The 17086-nt window shown below is 35.7% G+C and carries 20 protein-coding genes; 7 read left to right on the plus strand and 13 right to left on the minus strand.

The window, feature by feature from the left end; genetic code table 11:
* Nucleotides 1-484: 484 nt before the first annotated feature.
* The gene (locus ACOMCU_RS27205) at nucleotides 485-1441 is read left to right on the plus strand and encodes an SHOCT domain-containing protein (protein WP_421052166.1); all 957 of its coding nucleotides are present in this window, start codon (nucleotides 485-487) and stop codon (nucleotides 1439-1441) included.
* 36 nt (nucleotides 1442-1477) lie between these two features.
* On the opposite strand, the gene ACOMCU_RS27210 is transcribed toward ACOMCU_RS27205, so the two are convergent.
* The 3 genes from ACOMCU_RS27210 to ACOMCU_RS27220 form a co-directional block, all read right to left on the minus strand.
* Nucleotides 1478-2527 carry a DUF4062 domain-containing protein gene (locus ACOMCU_RS27210; protein ID WP_421052167.1) on the minus strand — a complete coding sequence of 350 codons (1050 nt, stop codon included), beginning with the start codon at nucleotides 2525-2527 and terminating at the stop codon, nucleotides 1478-1480.
* 306 nt (nucleotides 2528-2833) lie between these two features.
* Entirely contained in the window at nucleotides 2834-2986 is a 153-nt protein-coding gene (locus ACOMCU_RS27215; protein WP_421052168.1) for a hypothetical protein, read from the minus strand.
* Nucleotides 2987-3157: 171 nt separating this feature from the next.
* Nucleotides 3158-3733: a GNAT family N-acetyltransferase gene (locus ACOMCU_RS27220; protein ID WP_421052169.1), complete on the minus strand. Its 576-nt coding sequence runs from the start codon at nucleotides 3731-3733 to the stop codon at nucleotides 3158-3160.
* Between the two features lie 657 nt (nucleotides 3734-4390).
* Between ACOMCU_RS27220 and ACOMCU_RS27225 the strand changes: the two genes are divergently transcribed.
* Nucleotides 4391-5011 (plus strand): hypothetical protein, encoded by a 621-nt coding sequence (locus ACOMCU_RS27225; protein WP_421052170.1) that lies wholly within the window; start codon nucleotides 4391-4393, stop codon nucleotides 5009-5011.
* A gap of 98 nt (nucleotides 5012-5109) precedes the next feature.
* Here the strand turns inward: ACOMCU_RS27225 and ACOMCU_RS27230 are convergent, their stop codons facing one another.
* From ACOMCU_RS27230 to ACOMCU_RS27265, 8 genes are all read right to left on the minus strand, one after another.
* Complete coding sequence (locus tag ACOMCU_RS27230) at nucleotides 5110-5493, minus strand: hypothetical protein (protein ID WP_010861434.1); 384 nt, start codon at nucleotides 5491-5493, stop codon at nucleotides 5110-5112.
* Nucleotides 5494-5579: 86 nt separating this feature from the next.
* Nucleotides 5580-5681: a hypothetical protein gene (locus tag ACOMCU_RS27235; protein ID WP_421052171.1), complete on the minus strand. Its 102-nt coding sequence runs from the start codon at nucleotides 5679-5681 to the stop codon at nucleotides 5580-5582.
* 22 nt (nucleotides 5682-5703) lie between these two features.
* On the minus strand, nucleotides 5704-6324 hold the full coding sequence (locus ACOMCU_RS27240; protein ID WP_421052172.1) for an N-acetylmuramoyl-L-alanine amidase family protein: 621 nt from the start codon (nucleotides 6322-6324) through the stop codon (nucleotides 5704-5706).
* Nucleotides 6324-6584: a phage holin gene (locus ACOMCU_RS27245; protein WP_421052173.1), complete on the minus strand. Its 261-nt coding sequence runs from the start codon at nucleotides 6582-6584 to the stop codon at nucleotides 6324-6326. The genes ACOMCU_RS27240 and ACOMCU_RS27245 overlap by 1 nt, the downstream gene beginning before the upstream one ends.
* Complete coding sequence (locus tag ACOMCU_RS27250) at nucleotides 6574-6840, minus strand: hypothetical protein (RefSeq protein ID WP_421052174.1); 267 nt, start codon at nucleotides 6838-6840, stop codon at nucleotides 6574-6576. Before ACOMCU_RS27250 ends, ACOMCU_RS27245 begins: the two co-directional genes overlap by 11 nt.
* A gap of 99 nt (nucleotides 6841-6939) precedes the next feature.
* Complete coding sequence (locus tag ACOMCU_RS27255; protein ID WP_421052175.1) at nucleotides 6940-7140, minus strand: hypothetical protein; 201 nt, start codon at nucleotides 7138-7140, stop codon at nucleotides 6940-6942.
* A gap of 19 nt (nucleotides 7141-7159) precedes the next feature.
* Nucleotides 7160-7531 (minus strand): hypothetical protein, encoded by a 372-nt coding sequence (locus ACOMCU_RS27260; RefSeq protein WP_421052176.1) that lies wholly within the window; start codon nucleotides 7529-7531, stop codon nucleotides 7160-7162.
* A 59-nt stretch (nucleotides 7532-7590) separates the two neighbouring features.
* Nucleotides 7591-8034, minus strand: coding sequence for an Lrp/AsnC family transcriptional regulator (locus ACOMCU_RS27265; protein WP_421052177.1), 444 nt, complete (start codon nucleotides 8032-8034; stop codon nucleotides 7591-7593).
* 140 nt (nucleotides 8035-8174) lie between these two features.
* Between ACOMCU_RS27265 and ACOMCU_RS27270 the strand changes: the two genes are divergently transcribed.
* Nucleotides 8175-8759 (plus strand): DJ-1/PfpI family protein, encoded by a 585-nt coding sequence (locus ACOMCU_RS27270; RefSeq protein ID WP_421052178.1) that lies wholly within the window; start codon nucleotides 8175-8177, stop codon nucleotides 8757-8759.
* Between the two features lie 96 nt (nucleotides 8760-8855).
* On the opposite strand, the gene acnA is transcribed toward ACOMCU_RS27270, so the two are convergent.
* Nucleotides 8856-11561: an aconitate hydratase AcnA gene (gene acnA, locus ACOMCU_RS27275; protein WP_010859412.1), complete on the minus strand. Its 2706-nt coding sequence runs from the start codon at nucleotides 11559-11561 to the stop codon at nucleotides 8856-8858.
* Nucleotides 11562-12049: 488 nt separating this feature from the next.
* On the opposite strand from acnA, the gene ACOMCU_RS27280 reads away from it, so the two are divergent.
* The 3 genes from ACOMCU_RS27280 (at nucleotide 12050) to ACOMCU_RS27290 (ending at nucleotide 14151) form a co-directional block, all read left to right on the plus strand.
* The gene (locus ACOMCU_RS27280; protein ID WP_421052179.1) at nucleotides 12050-12559 is read left to right on the plus strand and encodes a DUF3231 family protein; all 510 of its coding nucleotides are present in this window, start codon (nucleotides 12050-12052) and stop codon (nucleotides 12557-12559) included.
* A gap of 515 nt (nucleotides 12560-13074) precedes the next feature.
* Nucleotides 13075-13635, plus strand: a complete 561-nt coding sequence (locus ACOMCU_RS27285) for a TetR/AcrR family transcriptional regulator (RefSeq protein ID WP_010859414.1) — start codon at nucleotides 13075-13077, stop codon at nucleotides 13633-13635.
* A gap of 264 nt (nucleotides 13636-13899) precedes the next feature.
* On the plus strand, nucleotides 13900-14151 hold the full coding sequence (locus tag ACOMCU_RS27290; protein ID WP_010859415.1) for a hypothetical protein: 252 nt from the start codon (nucleotides 13900-13902) through the stop codon (nucleotides 14149-14151).
* 118 nt (nucleotides 14152-14269) lie between these two features.
* Here ACOMCU_RS27290 and ACOMCU_RS27295 read toward each other — a convergent pair whose 3' ends face one another.
* Nucleotides 14270-15757, minus strand: coding sequence for a methyl-accepting chemotaxis protein (locus ACOMCU_RS27295; RefSeq protein WP_421052180.1), 1488 nt, complete (start codon nucleotides 15755-15757; stop codon nucleotides 14270-14272).
* A gap of 142 nt (nucleotides 15758-15899) precedes the next feature.
* Between ACOMCU_RS27295 and ACOMCU_RS27300 the strand changes: the two genes are divergently transcribed.
* A complete protein-coding gene (locus tag ACOMCU_RS27300; RefSeq protein WP_421052181.1) occupies nucleotides 15900-16862 on the plus strand; it encodes an MBL fold metallo-hydrolase in 963 nt (320 codons plus the stop codon).
* Nucleotides 16863-17086: the final 224 nt, after the last annotated feature.

Consider the following 17086-nt stretch of genomic DNA (forward strand, 5'->3'; position numbering starts at 1 on the left):
CGGTGGTAAATGAATGGGACCTGAGCCAATGTTGTCGTGTGTGCCAAAATGAATTTTATTTAACTTCAGTAAAACACTACCGAAATATACTTACGTCCCCATTATAAAAAATATCAAAACGGTTACAAGGGCAACAAATATTCACTCACATATATAGTATATGTGTATTAGGCGTATTAGGCCTATACTATATACGTTATATACACCTATATAATATAAATACACTCAATAGATATTATTTGTTTACTTTGTTTACTTATATAAAAGAATCCATTGACCGCAAGGGTTTAGTGTACACAGAAACGGCAACAAAGTCTGTTTACCCTTGTTGCCTTTGTTTACCCACTTCAACGCTTTAAAGCACTAACATTTGTTTACCTTTTGCACTTTGTTGCCCCTTATTTTCAAAGTTTGTTTACCCTAACATCTGTAAAAAGTGGTATAGTTTAAACATGTAAATTTAGGGGTGGAAGGTGGATATTTCATGTACGCAATAGAACAAATCAAAGAATATTTAAAACCTGAAGGTCGAATCCTTATTAGCAATTTTAAAAAAGAAATAAACCTTATTGCAGAACAACTCAAAGATGATGAGACAGTAGAAAAAGCCGGTGTAGCTTCAAGAGAATTACTAAAAGATTACTTAGCTGTATTGACACCGAATAGAATATTAACTACAGATAAAAAGAAGAAATTTATATCTTTTGATTTAGATAACATTAGTAATGTTAATTTTACAAAAAAATTCACCACTACTGTAATGAGTTTTACTTATGAAAACGAAGAACAAACACTTGTTTTCGATAATGTAGAGTTAAGGATGAATTTTTTATCTGATGTTAAAAATGCTTTAGGAATACTACCAGAAGTTAAAGAAGAAACTGATCAAAGAAAAGTTGTTCGTGTAATGAAGGCAATCAAAATGAATATTGAAATACTCAATGGTAAAGAAGAGTTGAAAGAAAAAGGCTTTGGTTATAAGTTAGCGCAAAATGAGCCTGGTACTGTGGCAATTTCAGTTGATCATCTCGAACCTGAAACATTTAATTTAATCAAGTGGGAACGCGTTGAAAACGTACAAAAGAGCGCTTCTAGTATTGCTGGATGGGCAGTAATTGGTAGCGCATTTGGTAATGCAGGAGCGATTGCTGGAGCAATGGGAGCTAACATTGGGAAGGATAAATCTGTAGCGACTCTTTTCTTAAAGCGTGAAAATGGAGACAAGGTACCTTTAGTGATTAAATGTGATAAGAAGGATCTTGAAAAACTCTCGCTATTAATAGTTGCTGAAGAGGAAGAAGTAGTTGAAGTTGTTCAATCAGTAGATCAAAATCAAATTAGTGCAGCTGATGAAATATTAAAATTCAAGCAGCTACTGGATCAAGGGATTCTTACACAAGAAGAATTTAATGTTAAAAAGAAACAACTATTAGGAATATAACGAAGAAAAGCCACTCAACTGAGTGGGCTAATTTTCTTAAGAGTAAATAGCAATTTTTGAATCATGTATAAAACTTATAATTTCCCCTAGTGTTTCAGTAGTTATATTTGTAAATCCTTCTAATTTTTTGTCAAAAATACGCATTTCATCTAAAGCGCCTGAGCCATCTAAATCCACATTTAAATCGGGATACAAATATAATAATTTTGACGCTTTCGTTTTTCTGTAGAAAAAAGATCTCGAAAGATAACTTGTATATTTAATCAAATGATTTAAAAAGTCAATTACCATTTGATCAATATTAGTATCTAATAATCTTTTGTTCGGTTTTCTGTATTCATTTACAAAGTCTTCAATTTTACGTCTATCCAAAGGACGATAAGAGCAGTTAGAACCTACACTTTCAATTGTTTCAACTAAACCATACGCTTCTATATCTTTAAATAATTCATTTAATAAATTTTCATCATGTTCAATTAATTTTTCGTTTTTTACGTTTATTGAGGCAACTATGCCATCTTCACCTTTAATAGCGTTGACCTCTTTTTTTGAAGTATTTGAACCTCTAATCCAACCTTTAAAATGATATTCACTTCCATCATCCTCAATAAATTGGTGTAAAGCAAGAGTAATCACGTTTGGGATTTCATCAATGTTCTTTACTTGACTTACATATTTTGATTTTACTTTATCTTTGAAAGCATTATAAGCGTCAATATTTCGTTTTTCGTATACCTCCATAATATTAATATTATCGAAGTGCTTTTTAGCTAAATACTCATCTTTCAACACTACAGCAAATACAGGAATTTCATTTTCTAAAGCATATTCATATTCCAATTGTGTATAACTTTTACCGCTTTCAGGATCAACAGACCCATACTTTCCACCAAGGATTAACATAAGAACGTCTGATTCTTTAATCCATTTTTCGATAATAACCCACTGATCTTTATTGTTTGAACGGAAGAGTTCCATTCCAGCAGGGATATGACCAGCTTTCAATATTGCCTCAACTGCTTTTTGTCTTTCAACTTCCAAATCCAAGTAAGTTGAAGAAACAAAAACTTGTAGCTTCTTTTCCAAATTTAATCATTCCTCTAACTATTATATGAAGTCATTTTAACACCAATTGTAAAATATTCCAATACAGTTAAGAGATTAAAATTAAAAGCAGGCCCCATATGAGTACAGGACCCCTTTTGTGTTTTATATACTTTCTTCAGGAACCTTATCAAAATTAAACCCTTTAAATGATACTATTCTTAATGAGCCTGTGCTCGTTTTTTCAAGTTACTGCACTCTACAGTTCAAACTTGGTTCCAGCCATGTTATATCACGGTCTACCTTCGTTGTAATCTGTTTAGCAATTTGTCTAAAGGCAACCTTTTCTTAAGGTTTGAATCCAAACTCAACATTAGCAAATGGCTTGTATTTACCATCGCTTAATTGTTTTCCAATCAGCATTGTAAAAGGACTTTCTTTATAGCCTAAAATAACAACATCAGTTATTTTAAAATGATTATATTTTAACCAATCAATCACATTATCAAGACCTAAATTGTAAAGTTCGTAAAATATAAAGGGTGATACATATTAGTCATATATAATATGTATCACCTTTTTCTTCTTGCTCAACAATCGCGCTCTATTGTTGCAGGACTATTATTAAAGAAGAGCAAACCATCTTACTGATTTGCTCTGTCATTTATTTGTTTAAACTAATGTCTCTTCCCAATCTTTTCTTAGCAAACCCATGACAAGAATATCATGGTACTTACCAAATCTAAAAAGCTCTTCTCTAAAAGTGCCTTCTAACTGAAATCCACATTTTTCATAAGAGCCAATAGCTCTTTGATTATAACCAAAAACTTGAAGTTTCACCTTATTTACATTCATATAATTAAAAATAAAGTCAAGCATAACATTCATTGCATCTGTCCCATAACCTTTCCCTTGAAAGTCAGGACCAATCGAGATACCAACATGGCTGGTGCCATTGTTCCAGTTAACTAAATAAACAGCTATAGTTCCGATGAATACTTTTTCATCTTTAAGTTCAATAGCAAACATGTAGTCATCTTTCTCAGAGCTAATATCTCCAAGAAATTTTTCATGATCTGCTTCAGTTGGTGGAAATGGAATACCATCGTTCATTAGCAGACGACTTTCCATTACGTCCTCAACGTTAGAATAGCTCTCGTAATCCTCTTTTGTAATTTTGCGTAGAATTACTTTATCTCCTGTTAAAAAACTCTTTACATACTTCTTAATCAATTTAGATTCCCCCATTTTTTCAGGGGCGAAGTAAAGGGGTTATTTTTACTGTACCCCCGTAACGTTTTGTACAATTGTGTCTGTGAAAACGTCTACTACAATGCTCGATAACATAGGCTAATCTCCCTTTTTATGATAATTCAAATATATACTAAATTAGTGCAATTAATCAACTTCTATCAGTTTCTTTATGCAACAATCTGGCCCGATTGTGGAATAAGAAAAGATCCTGCATATCGACACAGGATCTTTAATCAATCTTTATTTTAAATAATGAACTTTGTTATAAATGATCAATCTTTTTTATAAAACTACAATACCAAAGAAAATATAAAAGATTATTACGTTCTTTCATGGAAGTTAACATTTTACCAAGCATTATCTCATGAGAGATAAGATAAAAATACAAGTAAAACAAGGTATGAATGGTAATGGTAAATTAGCTATCTTTGTCATTTATTTTGGTGACTTAATAGTAATTTTTCCACCTGCGTTTTCAGGGCTTGATTAGCATAAGTTAACACTAAATCCTCGCCAGCTGTGGCAACAACGAGATCACTAAAATATTCATCAGTCTTTTCCCATAAGTCTCCTCTTATATAATTTATAATATAAATAAAATTGACAATTTTAACAATTAACTTATAATTTAGGAAAAAGGAGGAAATTAAAATGAAAAAATTCATAACAAGTGTCGCAGCATCAACTTTATTACTTGGTTCAGTTTTACCTACTGCCTTTGCTGAAGAAACATCTCTAGAAACACCTGTAGAAACATCTGTAGAAACATCGCCTCAAAAACCAGAATATTCTTATACATTCCAAGACGTTAACTTTACTTCGGATGTAGAATTGGATGAACTTGCATTACAAGACTTACATTCTGAAGTATTACGAAATTCTTTAGGGAGCGTAAATATAGTACCTCGCACTCATGATATTGGATCAAATTCTACAACAGTTATAAAACCTGAATACAGAACATTTGAAAATACAGTTGAAAAAATTATTGTGGATGGAGTTGTAGCGATTATACTTTCAAAACTACCTTTTAGAATAACTTCCAATGTTTTAGCTAATTTCTATATCGGTAAATTAACTGGCTGGATATCCGGGTCAATTAAAAAAGTTTATGCTGGTGCTTGGGTTTCAAGAAGTTGGAGTGAATATGACAAAACATATATTTATAAGGCTACAGTAGTACATTACACTGATTCTACATTTAGTCAACCAAAGGACGTAGCTTATCACGAAGTCGGCAGAAGTACAGATCCTAACCTAGCATCTTGGTAGTTGTTTAATAAAAGAATATAATAATTTTTAGAATTATATTTTAAAACCCTAGTAATCAGTTACGAATTACTAGGGTTTTAATTATAAAAATGCTGCTTTTATAAAGTTTTATATTTATCTTTGAATCGAATTTTTTTATTCTTCCTTAATATTTCAAATAATGCAACTGCAACAATTATCCATGTAAAAGGACTTTTTATTGAAATTCCTACTTGAGATACTCCTCCTAAAATTGTGAGAACGAAAACAACAATAATCAAGTATGACATTGAAGCAATATTTACATAAAGATCTGTTTTATTAGTATCTTTCCTTTTACCGCCGACCAATAAACCGAGTAAAAATGTACACAGCATTAAATACATAAGAAGATTCTGTGGTATATCAATAATATTAATTAATTTAGGAAAAAAATCATAAATCATTAATAAAGTTAATACAAGGTGTATACAAATAAAAATTAAATAATATAGTTTAGACAACCTTCCACCTCCTTCTTTCCATATTTACCTAATATTATAAATTTTGCGCACCCTTTAATATTACACAATATTCATATTTTTCGCAATTACGTAATGGTAATAATTGTGATTTGCGCAAGTCCTGCTGCTTTTATTTTATTTTCAGCACTTCTTGCTGCTTTATCACCATTAAATGTACCTGTCTTCACACGCCATTTAGTGCCATCTTGCTCAATGTAAGCTACCCAACCAAAACGATGCTTTAGTTACATCTAAAACATTTTCAGCAGCCTGTAATGTGCTATATGTGCCTGTCATGACGCGATATTTATTATTGTCTGTAACTGGCTTTTTTTGCTGGGTATTGCCTGTACAATTAGCAACCATCACAAGAAACTGTGACCATGAAATTTTACCTTCACGCATATTACGAGGGCAATTTTTACCGCTAAAGTGATTGTGCTGGACAACATTTTTAATCGGTATACCCTCCTCTTTCATAACCTTGGCAACTAACTCTGCAGCGTTTTGCATTGCTTTTTGATAGTTGCCATCACTATTTACACAAACCTCAATTTGGATTCCTTCATTGTTTCCTGTATTGCTTCCTGCAGCCCAACATTTCCAAGTGTGTTCAAAAGATTGTACAGCTTCTTTATCATCAACTGTATAATGCCACGATGCAGAACGACTATTCACATTGTATTGTAAGCGTGCATGTGCGTCTGCATCTGCGCCAGAACGTGTATTATCTGTTTCATGGACAACAATGTATTTTTTAGCATTTCCCTTACCATAAGTGACTTTGTTTGCTTGTGAGTCTGTCAGTAACTTTTTCCGATTTTGAACCATTACTGTTCACCATCCTTTGGTTTGTCATAATCCATTGCCTGGGCGCTATCTGACGCACCTTGTGTTGTTGGGTCGATGATAATACCAAGTAAGCCTAAGATGCTTAGAACAGTCTCTGAAATGGCTGTAACTTGATCGTTATAAATTGTAATATCTACATAAAAAATGCCCGCTATTTGATTAGCGAGCACGATAAGTAATGCGATTAATGACACCCAAAATTGTTTATGTTGTAGTCGTACTTTCCAGTTAATTTTCATAGTGAACACTCTCACCTATTTTTCTCTGTATACCTGCTACTTTTTCTAAGACGACAATGCGTACTTCATGATTATTGACACGCTGTGCGGAATCCTTCGCAGTCTCGTCAACTTCGTTTAAATGTTGGTTCAATCTCTCTATACCATTAGTTAAACTCAGCAACGTTTTATTCAGATTGTTTGTAATACGCCAAATAAATAAAAGCCCTGCAACTAATGCCGATACAATCGGCAACCAATTATTGATTGTTTCCACCAATGTTCTCCTTCATTTCCTCAATATAAAAGACCTCCACAGTGTGGAAGGCAAATTCCCAAACGCTTGGGATTTTAGACAATAAAAATAACGCTAAGCCTAAGCTTGCGTTTCTGTTTCAGGTTGAGTGGCCGTATCTGGTAATACACTCACAATGATGTGTTTATTAATGATTGCCCCACCAATATTTACAAAGTTAATTTTTTGATCATTCAATGTTGCTGTAAATGCGGTAGCATCAAACTCCGCATTCTTTAAATTTATTGCCTGTCCATTGTTTAATTGTACTTGGTAATTCATATCTATCATTCTCCTTTAATTAAGTTAATTTAACTGCACCTACGTCTACTCCATTTATACGAAACCAAATTTGCCTTGCTGCGCTAGAATATGCTATGCCAATACCTGGTGTGTGTCCCATTGCTACACCTGAAATAGAACCTACGCCAGAGAAATCAAGTGACGATCCATAGAACGATATATTTTGACCTTGGATACTTAGGTTACTATTCGTCGTTAAATCAAGATTGCCATTATAAGAAACTACCCTAGAACCTTCACCGAATATAATTGCATTGCCGCCAGTTCCTCTAAGATAAAGATCGTTTCCTATTTTAACATCGTTGTAAATATCAATATTCCCAGATGTTATAGTCCCTAAATTCCCTGTAATGTCAGACAAGACATTCACTGCACCAAATCTGCCCTATAAACGGCGCTCATGAATTAGAGGTTTTCTTTTTTTGTCATTTATTCAAAATTTTCTTCAGAAAAAGGGGCAACTACCGCTTTTTTTGCTGAAGACAGGACAATATTCGTGGAAGGTGTACCATAAGGCATTGCCTCATCGATAAAACGTTCTAATGTTTCCACTGAATAAGTCGCAATTTTAACAATATAACTAATTTCGCCTGCTACCCGATAACATTCAAGGACATCAGGATGCGCATGACAAAAACTAGAAAGACTTTTACAATCAATGGACTTAAATAAAATAATGGCTTGAATGGAACGATTCATTTTTCTTAAGTTAACCTTAGCGTTATATCCCTCAATAGTCCCCTGCTCCTCTAGCTTTTTGACGCGTTCAATTACAGCAGGAGATGATAAATGAACCTTTGCTGCTAATTCCTTCATCGAAATTTTGGCATTCCGCTGCAATTGCATTAATATTTCTGTATCGATTTGGTCCATATGTATCCACCTTTTTTTATAAATTATATTTCTAAAATTACCTTTGATAATAAAGTAAATCATTTAAATAACAGTATACAACTTCTGTCTTTGTACAGCCTCCTTTACTACAATTATTTATATAAAGGAGGCAAAAACACATGACAAAAATATTATTACTATTAGCAAATGGTTTTGAGGCCGTGGAAGCAAGCGTCTTCACAGATGTGCTTGGTTGGAATAAATGGGAGGGCGATGGCACAACTGAAGTCGTGTCAGTTGGATTACATGAACAATTACAATGTACATGGAATTTTAATGTATCCCCTGAGAAATTACTCCATGATATTGCATTAGAGGACTTTGATGCATTAGCGATTCCTGGAGGTTTTGAAGAAGCAGGATTTTATGAGGATGCGTTTAGTGAAGAATTTCAGCAAGTCATTCGTCATTTTGACGAGCACAAAAAGCCAATTGCTACTATTTGTGTAGCTTCGCTATCGTTAGGACATAGCGGCATTCTACATAATCGAAAGGCGACAACGTACAATCATCCTACAAGTAAAAGATTAGATCAGCTACAATCCTATGGCGCAGAAATCGTCAATGAACGACTCGTCCAAACTGAACATATTATTACATCATCGAATCCCGGAACTGCATTTGAAGTCGCATTCCGATTACTTGAAATGTTGACTTCAATTGAGAATACAGAAAAAGTTAAAGATTTAATGGGCTTTCACTAATTTTAAAAGGATGCTTCTACGCTAACGAAACGCTATTATGGTGTAAGCCATAGAAAAAAACCGACCTCCTAAGAGATCGGTTTTTTATTTCAATGATTACTCAGCAGCTTTCGCGCGTAGAACCATTTGTAGGATACCACCATGACGGTAGTAGTCTACTTCTACTTCTGAGTCGAAACGAGCTAAAGCTTGGAAAGTTTTAACTGTGCCGTCTTCAGATTTAGCAGTAACTGTTAAGATATCACGTGGTTTTACATTATCAGTAATGTTAACAGAGATTTCTTCTTTACCAGTTAAACCTAGAGAATCAGCAGATTCACCGTTTAAGTATTGTAAAGGAAGAACACCCATCATTACTAGGTTAGAACGGTGGATACGCTCGTAAGATTGTGCGATTACAGTTTTCACGCCAAGTAAGAATGTACCTTTCGCAGCCCAGTCACGAGAAGAACCCATACCATAGTCGTTACCAGCAAGAACTACTAAGCCAGTACCTTGCTCTTGGTATTTCATACATGCGTCATAGATGTACTCTACTTCGCCTGTTGGCCAGTAAGTAGTGAATCCACCTTCTGTACCAGGAGCTACTTGGTTACGGATACGGATGTTTGCAAATGTACCACGCATCATTACTTCGTGGTTACCACGACGAGAACCGTATGAGTTAAAGTCACGGATTGCAACACCGTTTTCGATTAAATATTTACCTGCAGGTGTATCTTTACCGATTGCACCAGCTGGAGAAATATGGTCAGTTGTAATTGAGTCACCGAACTTCGCCATGATGCGTAAGCCGTCTAAGCCTTTAATAGCTTCTGGCTCTTTCGCAAGACCTTGGAAGAATGGTGGGTTTTGGATGTAAGTTGATTTGTCATCAAATGTGTATAGAGACTCAGTTGATGTTTCAATTGCATTCCAAGCTTCGTTTGCTGTGAATACAGTTTCGTATTCTTTTTGGAATAATTCACGGTTAACGACAGTACCTAATACAGCGTTAACTTCTTCAGTTGAAGGCCAGATATCAGCGAAGAATACTTCGTTGCCATCTTTATCTTTACCGAATGAATCTTTTTGTAGGTCGATATCTACAGTACCAGCAAGTGCATAAGCAACAACAAGTGGTGGTGAAGCTAAGTAGTTCGCTTTTACAAGTGGGTGTACACGGCCTTCGAAGTTACGGTTACCTGAAAGTACAGAAGTTACGAATAAGTCATTATCTTTGATAGCGTCTTCGATTTCAGGAAGTAATGGACCTGAGTTACCGATACATGTTGTACAGCCGTAACCTACAGTGTTAAAACCGATTTGGTCAAGGTAAGTTTGTAAACCTGAATCTTCTAGGTAACCAGTTACTACTTTTGAACCTGGTGCTAAAGAAGTTTTAACCCATTTAGGCACAGTTAAACCTTTTTCTACAGCTTTTTTCGCAACTAAACCAGCAGCGATTAGCACGTATGGGTTAGATGTATTTGTACAAGAAGTGATCGCAGCGATTGCTACAGCACCTGTTGGGATTTCTACATCACCTTCAGCAAATTTAGCTACAGAAGTTTTTGCGAATTCGTCTTCCGTTAAACCGAAACCTTGCGTACCTTGTGGAGCCACTACTGCTTCTTTGTAACGAGAACGCATTTCAGATAGTGGAATTAAGTCTTGTGGACGTTTAGGACCAGAAAGGTTTGGTTCGATTTCAGCTAAGTCTACTTCTAAAACGTCTGTGTAAACTGGCTCTAATGATGGGTCAAAGAACATGTGGTTAGCTTTTAAGTAAGCTTCTACAACCGCAAGATGCTCTTCTTCACGACCTGTTAAACGCATGTAGTTCAGTGATTCTTCATCGATTGCGAAGAAACCACATGTAGCACCGTATTCAGGCGCCATGTTTGAAATTGTCGCACGGTCAGCTAGTGGTAATTTAGATACGCCAGGTCCGAAGAACTCAACGAATTTACCAACTACGCCACGTTGACGTAATACTTGAGTTACTTTTAATGCTAAGTCAGTAGCAGTTGTTCCGTTTGGAAGATCGCCTACTAATTTAACACCGATAACTTCAGGAATCGGGAAGTAAGATGGTTGGCCAAGCATACCTGCTTCAGCTTCGATACCACCAACGCCCCATCCAAGAACGCCAAGTCCGTTGATCATTGTTGTATGTGAGTCAGTACCTACTACTGAGTCTGGGAATGTCTCGAATGTGCCATCAGCATTTTCGTTTACGTGTACAACTGGAGCTAAGTACTCTAAGTTTACTTGGTGAACGATACCAGTTGCTGGTGGTACAGCACGGAAGTTGTCATAAGCAGTTTGTGCCCATTTTAAGAAGTTATAACGCTCAGCGTTACGCTCGAATTCAAGATCCATATTAGCTTGTAATGCAGATGCGTTACCATATTTGTCAACTTGTACAGAGTGGTCAATTACAAGGTCAACTGGAATAGCAGGGTTGATTTTGCTAGCGTCTCCGCCCATTTCTTTCATTGCTGAACGAAGAGAAGCAAGGTCAACTACTACTGGTACACCAGTAAAGTCTTGTAATACAACGCGAGATGGTTTGAATGGTACTTCAGCTTCTGGATTAGCGCCATTCCCCCATTTTGCTAATTCGTTTACGTGTTCTTCTTTGATTACGTATGCGTCATATTGACGTAAAACAGATTCTAATAAAACTTTGATTGAGTAAGGAAGGTTTGAAACTTTTGCAACGCCAGCTTTTTCAATCGCAGCTAAGTCAAAATAGTTATAAGTTTTACCATTGACTTCGAATGATGCGCGGCTGTTGTGTAAATTACCTTGTGCCATTTGCGGATCCCCCTAAATATCTTTTTGAAAAGGCCTATGTAAAGCATCTTTTCTCCAATTCCCATGATAACTCAATTATATTCATAAGTAAATTACATTAATATTATCTTTTTCAATAAGAAATTCTTATCACCTTACATCCCATTAAAATTTTTATAATTTTTAAGAAGCCCATAAAATAAAGGATGTGCAAAAAACAACTCATCTACACCTATGTATTTACATGTTTTTAACTGGGGTACAAATTGAGTCAACCTTTTTCAAAAATCGTTCCCACTATGGATATGCATGGACTATGTATTGTGCTATCAAAAGGACACAAATAAATTATTCTCAACTTTCAATGATAATCATTTAAGCTTGTTCCATTTGTGCTATCGCTTTACTTCAAGTGACCCTTTAAATTTTTTCTTTTATAAAAAGTATTATTTCTCTTTTTTCATCCAAACTATCTTCGTTTGAAAATAATCAATAGAGGAAGTGCGAGCATGGGAATACTTGGCGGAAATCCTAAAGACGAACCATTGCATTATGGTGAAGTTTTTGGTGTTTGGACAAATCTAGCTACAAATTATGGATTAATTGCAGGATACCAAACATTTTATAATCACGCTGGCGATGATGATCTTAGAAAAATTATTGAGGATATCATTGATGTTTTAAGAGACGAAGTGAAACCGTTAGAAAAAATATTAAAAAGTAACGGTGTTGGTTTACCACCTGCGCCGCCCGAACGACCGGTAGCAAGACTGGAAGACATACCTCCAGGTGCTAAATTTAACGACCCAGAAATTAGTGCTGCACTCTCAGCAGATCTTGCTGCTGGGTTAGTTGCATGCAGTCAAGCAATGGGCATGTCTACTCGAGAAGATGTTGCCTTAATGTATGGTCAATTCCATACAAGCAAGGCACAGCTGGGTGCTAAGCTTTTACGACTTAATAAAAATAAAGGTTGGCTTGTTCCACCACCATTGCATGTAGATTACCCAGAAAAATAATTATTACTTAACCTCAAGTTAGTTCCCCAGTGTAAAACTTGAGATTCAGACTGTAAACAACTCAAAAAATTGAGTTGTTTACAGTCTATTTTCCTTTATGAACCCGTTGCTTTCCGCAACGGCGGACGCTTTTCACGGGCATGCTTCAGTCTCCTCGTCGCTATGCTCCTGTGGGGCCTTCAACTCATGCTATTCCCGCAGAAGTCGCCGCTGCCGCTCCAATCAACTAGTGTACGATTAAGGTGATGGAGAGGATGACAGTACATATAAAAGATGAACGCGATTAATTAGATATACTGATAACGGACCAACTGTTACCTGAAGACCATTTAGTACGAACAATTTGCAGCTGCATTTGATTTTAATGTAATAGAATGTTGTAGCAACGCCGAATGCTTGCATCTTATCCTTCGAACCTATTGTACATATCTTTATTTGTTCCTTTAATATAAGTATTTATTTTGCTACACTAAGCAAACAGACCGGTTGGTATATCAGGAGGAATACATTGAACTATGGATACTAAATCACTAATGATTGATACTGCGACAACCCTTTTTCAGCAAAAAGGCTATAAAAGTGTAGGTCTCAGTGAAATCTTAAAAGCCTGTAACGTCACAAAAGGTGCGCTTTATCATCATTTTCCAAACGGGAAAGAGGAACTATTAATTACTTGTTTGCATGCTTTACAAGAAACCATTACCACGGAAATCAACACTATTTTTAGTGCTCACCAATCAACAAAGGAAGCGACACAAACAATGATTGATAAACTAATTCACAAGTTAGACGAAGAAGGTACCATTACCGGCTATACATTTAGCAGTATTGTCAGTGAAATGGCCACGGTGAGTGAACCTGTTCGCAAAGCATGTAGTGCATTATATGAAAATATTCAACAAATTTTCTGTTCGAAACTCGCAAATGATGGTTATTCGCAGGAATCTGCTTCCGCTACAGCCTTGTTGATGACAGCTTCCATTGAAGGTGCGATGATGCTTTGTTTAACGCAAAAATCCACACAACCTTTAATAACGATTGCCACACTCTTACCCAATATATTGAAGACGGCTTAAATATGTAACAAAGGAATTCACAGATTTTATAATACTTGTAACAGACATTTTAAAGCGAAAAATATTACACAACAATCGTCTATCACCCTGTGATTTTTAAAACGAAGATCAGACTGGCTAATTTTAGTTGGCTGGTCTTTGGCATTTTTCATGTTTTGAGCAATTCAATTTTTTCATTACTTGACTAGCATTCGTCCAAATGCCTTACTCCCTTTGTTATTTTTGCATAGAATGCAAATAATAATATCATTTGGGAGGATTTTGATGACAAACAACAAAGCTGGTAATTACAATAAACAAAATCCTAAAAAAGAAAATCAAGCTGCTAAATTAGCAGTTATTGCAGGTGCAATAACTACACTCGGTGATGCATTAGCCACAATTGCTGCTGGGATGGCCTTAGAAGATGAACTAAATGAAAACAATCAAAACAATCAAGATAGCTTAGATAATATGCAACAGCAGATTGATTATTTAAAATATGAAATGTCACAAATGAAACGTTTAATGCGTTAGTTGCAATTAGTATTGCAAAAACTTAACCTCATTTTCTGTATCTAAATGATTGATATAGAATGAGGTTTTTTCTATAAAAAAGCAGGAAGATTTTTAATAATCCTCCTGCTTTAGAATGCTATTTAATAGATAATATATTATTCGTTACAAGTGACTTTAAAATCACACTTAACCCTTGGATATGGTCAGTCGTGGTCGTCATCATTTCAAGCAGCTTATTTTCGTCCTCTATAGAATGTAAAATTGCCTCAGTTGAGGATGCATTTTGCTCTGTTATGTGATTCAACGTTTCAATCTGTGCTTGAATATGTTCAAACTGCTGTATCGCACTGCTTAATTCATTCATGCCTCTTGTTAAATCCATATTTGTGACTGTAAAAGAATTTTTTAATGTATTGAAGAAACTACTAATATCTTGTAGTAGTGTTTCACCCTGCTGCAATGCTTTTTCCCCTTCTTCGGAACGTTGATGGGCTTCAGTTGATTTTTCAAACAATGTGCTCGTTACATTTGTAATGCTCACTGTAATTGCAGCACTTTCCTCAGCCAATTTTCGCACCTCGTCCGCAACGATGGCAAAGCCTTTGCCGTGTTCACCAGCTCTCGCCGCTTCAATGGCCGCATTTAGCGCAAGTAAATTAGTTTGTTCAGCAATATGCTGTATGCCCTTCAATAACGTATCTACTGTGTGCAAACTATCTTGTAGTTCATTCACCGTTTCAGCAGTCGAGTTCATGGCTAGACTCATCACGCTCATTTGTGCCATGGCTTTCTGCATTTTTTCCCAACCTTCCAAAACTTCCTGCTGTAGATTACTTGATTTGGCTACGGTTTGCTTAGAAATCATCAATGTTTCATTCACAAAATGCACTGATTCTTTCATCGTGCCGTGAATTAATTGCAAACTGGATGACTCTTGCTGAACGCTAGCAGAAATATCCTCTGTGGCTAAAAGAATCTCCTTACTTGATCCTGAGATTCGGTGCATCGTATGTTGGAATTGTGTGACGTGTTCATCCAATGTATGACTACTCTTTTCAATTTCATTAAAGGTTGTCTGTAGCTGATTCAAGGAGCTCCTCACTTCATTTTGTTGGAGCGTAGCAAGCTCGATTAGTTCATTTCCCCATTTGGCAATTAAGAAAAATACGATAATCACCCCATTCATGATGGCTAGGAGCGTAATAAATACGATGATATCATCGAATGGTCCTAACAGTGATTCAGAGTTAAGGACATATAAAATAACAAAGCTGACGTTTGTAAGGGCACCAAAAAATACAATTAATTCTTTTTTAAAGTACAACGCAATAATGGCAATTGTACAAAGTAATATGTAGTGCTTGTTCAATGAAAAGCTATCAAGTAAAAACAATGTAAACACTACACTTGAAGGTATCATGCCAAAAATAAAGCCTTTGACATATGTTTTTATCGGTAAATAGTAATTACATACAGCTAGCGCAATCACTGCTAGCCCGATAAATAAGTAAGTAATACCTTTCGAAAGTATCATTGGCCCACAAATAAGAACAGCCAATATTGAAATGATAGCTAAATTGACCCGATGAACCTTCCTTGTATCGTAGCGAATCTTTTTCTCCATATATTCTCCCCCCTAAAAAATGAATAGACATTCAGTTTATGTTTCTATTATTATATAGTATAGTGGTTATTTTTTGTAGCTAAAAAATGTATTTTAGAGAATTTTTTGCATTAAACTTCGAAATAGAAGGGAGATAGTTTACATGGGCGGCATACAAAAAATCGCACCAAATTTTTATTGCATTGATACGCATGATTTAAATCGTGAGGAGCGCACAAGTTCCTATTTGCTTATCGATGAAAAGATTACGTTAATCGAAACATCGGCAAGTCCATCCGTTCCATATATTATGGAAAGATTAAAGGAATTAGCAGTTGCATTAGAAGATATTCACTATGTCATTGTTACGCATATTCATTTGGATCACGCAGGAGGAGCTGGTCTATTTTTAGAGAGCTGTCCAAATGCTAAGCTGGTTGTACACCCACGTGGCGTAGCACATATGATTGATCCGAGTCGATTAATCGCGAGTGCTAAGGCGGTTTATGGCAAAGAATTTGACGGTCTTTTTGATCCGATTTTACCTATCGCCTCGGATCGGATTATGGAGATTGGACATGAAGATGTATTGTCATTAGGTAAGCATCAGCTAACGTTTTATCATACAGAAGGTCATGCAAAACATCACGTATCGATGCATTTTTCCGCAACAAATGGTTTGTTTGTTGGTGATACAACCGGCGTTCGTTACCCAGAAATGGAGAGTGAAGCAATTGATTTAATCATCCCTTCCACTTCTCCAAATCAATATGATCCCGAAACGATGGAAAAATCTCTACAATTATATGAACAACTAAATGTCTCAGAATTATATTTCGGCCATTATGGCGCGTACAAAAATCCAAATGAAGCTTACAGACAAGTACGCTATTGGACGCCATTATTTTTAGCTGAAGGACAAAAAGCTTTAGCTGCTTCTAACCTTATCGAAGAGCAAGTGAAGTTTTTAGATAGTCGTTTGCGAGCGATGCTACAGCAATATTTACAGGAACATGGTATAGCAGAAAACCACCCGGTCTATCAAACGATTCCTTTGGATACAGTGGTCTCGGCAATGGGCATTCTCGATTATCTAGGCAAAAAAGGCGCTGTCCTAAAAGGATAAATTCAGTCATAAAACTGTCTCAAAGCTCTTTGAGACAGATCATTTTTTCTTTTCAAATAGAAATATCTATATGAACCTGTTGATTTCCGCTACGGCGGACGCTTTCGCGGGCATGGCTTCAGTCCATATCTGTCAACTTTAGATTTCCAACCATTCATTTGTTTAATTTTTCAAGAAGAATGGTGTGTTTGGAATGCCAAATAGACCATCTGATTCAAGATGGA

Source organism: Lysinibacillus sp. UGB7 (assembly GCF_049058285.1).
Classification (GTDB): domain Bacteria; phylum Bacillota; class Bacilli; order Bacillales_A; family Planococcaceae; genus Lysinibacillus; species Lysinibacillus sphaericus_B.

Bases quoted from the DNA above. Each gene is read 5' to 3' on its own strand.
- ACOMCU_RS27205 (WP_421052166.1), top strand. From the start codon at position 485: ATGTACGCAATAGAACAAATCAAAGAATATTTAAAACCTGAAGGTCGA.
- ACOMCU_RS27220 (WP_421052169.1), bottom strand. From the start codon at position 3,733: ATGGGGGAATCTAAATTGATTAAGAAGTATGTAAAGAGTTTTTTAACA.
- ACOMCU_RS27225 (WP_421052170.1), top strand. From the start codon at position 4,391: ATGAAAAAATTCATAACAAGTGTCGCAGCATCAACTTTATTACTTGGT.
- ACOMCU_RS27240 (WP_421052172.1), bottom strand. From the start codon at position 6,324: ATGGTTCAAAATCGGAAAAAGTTACTGACAGACTCACAAGCAAACAAA.
- ACOMCU_RS27245 (WP_421052173.1), bottom strand. From the start codon at position 6,584: ATGAAAATTAACTGGAAAGTACGACTACAACATAAACAATTTTGGGTG.
- ACOMCU_RS27255 (WP_421052175.1), bottom strand. From the start codon at position 7,140: ATGAATTACCAAGTACAATTAAACAATGGACAGGCAATAAATTTAAAG.
- ACOMCU_RS27265 (WP_421052177.1), bottom strand. From the start codon at position 8,034: ATGGACCAAATCGATACAGAAATATTAATGCAATTGCAGCGGAATGCC.
- ACOMCU_RS27270 (WP_421052178.1), top strand. From the start codon at position 8,175: ATGACAAAAATATTATTACTATTAGCAAATGGTTTTGAGGCCGTGGAA.
- acnA (WP_010859412.1), bottom strand. From the start codon at position 11,561: ATGGCACAAGGTAATTTACACAACAGCCGCGCATCATTCGAAGTCAAT.
- ACOMCU_RS27280 (WP_421052179.1), top strand. From the start codon at position 12,050: ATGGGAATACTTGGCGGAAATCCTAAAGACGAACCATTGCATTATGGT.
- ACOMCU_RS27285 (WP_010859414.1), top strand. From the start codon at position 13,075: ATGGATACTAAATCACTAATGATTGATACTGCGACAACCCTTTTTCAG.
- ACOMCU_RS27290 (WP_010859415.1), top strand. From the start codon at position 13,900: ATGACAAACAACAAAGCTGGTAATTACAATAAACAAAATCCTAAAAAA.
- ACOMCU_RS27295 (WP_421052180.1), bottom strand. From the start codon at position 15,757: ATGGAGAAAAAGATTCGCTACGATACAAGGAAGGTTCATCGGGTCAAT.
- ACOMCU_RS27300 (WP_421052181.1), top strand. From the start codon at position 15,900: ATGGGCGGCATACAAAAAATCGCACCAAATTTTTATTGCATTGATACG.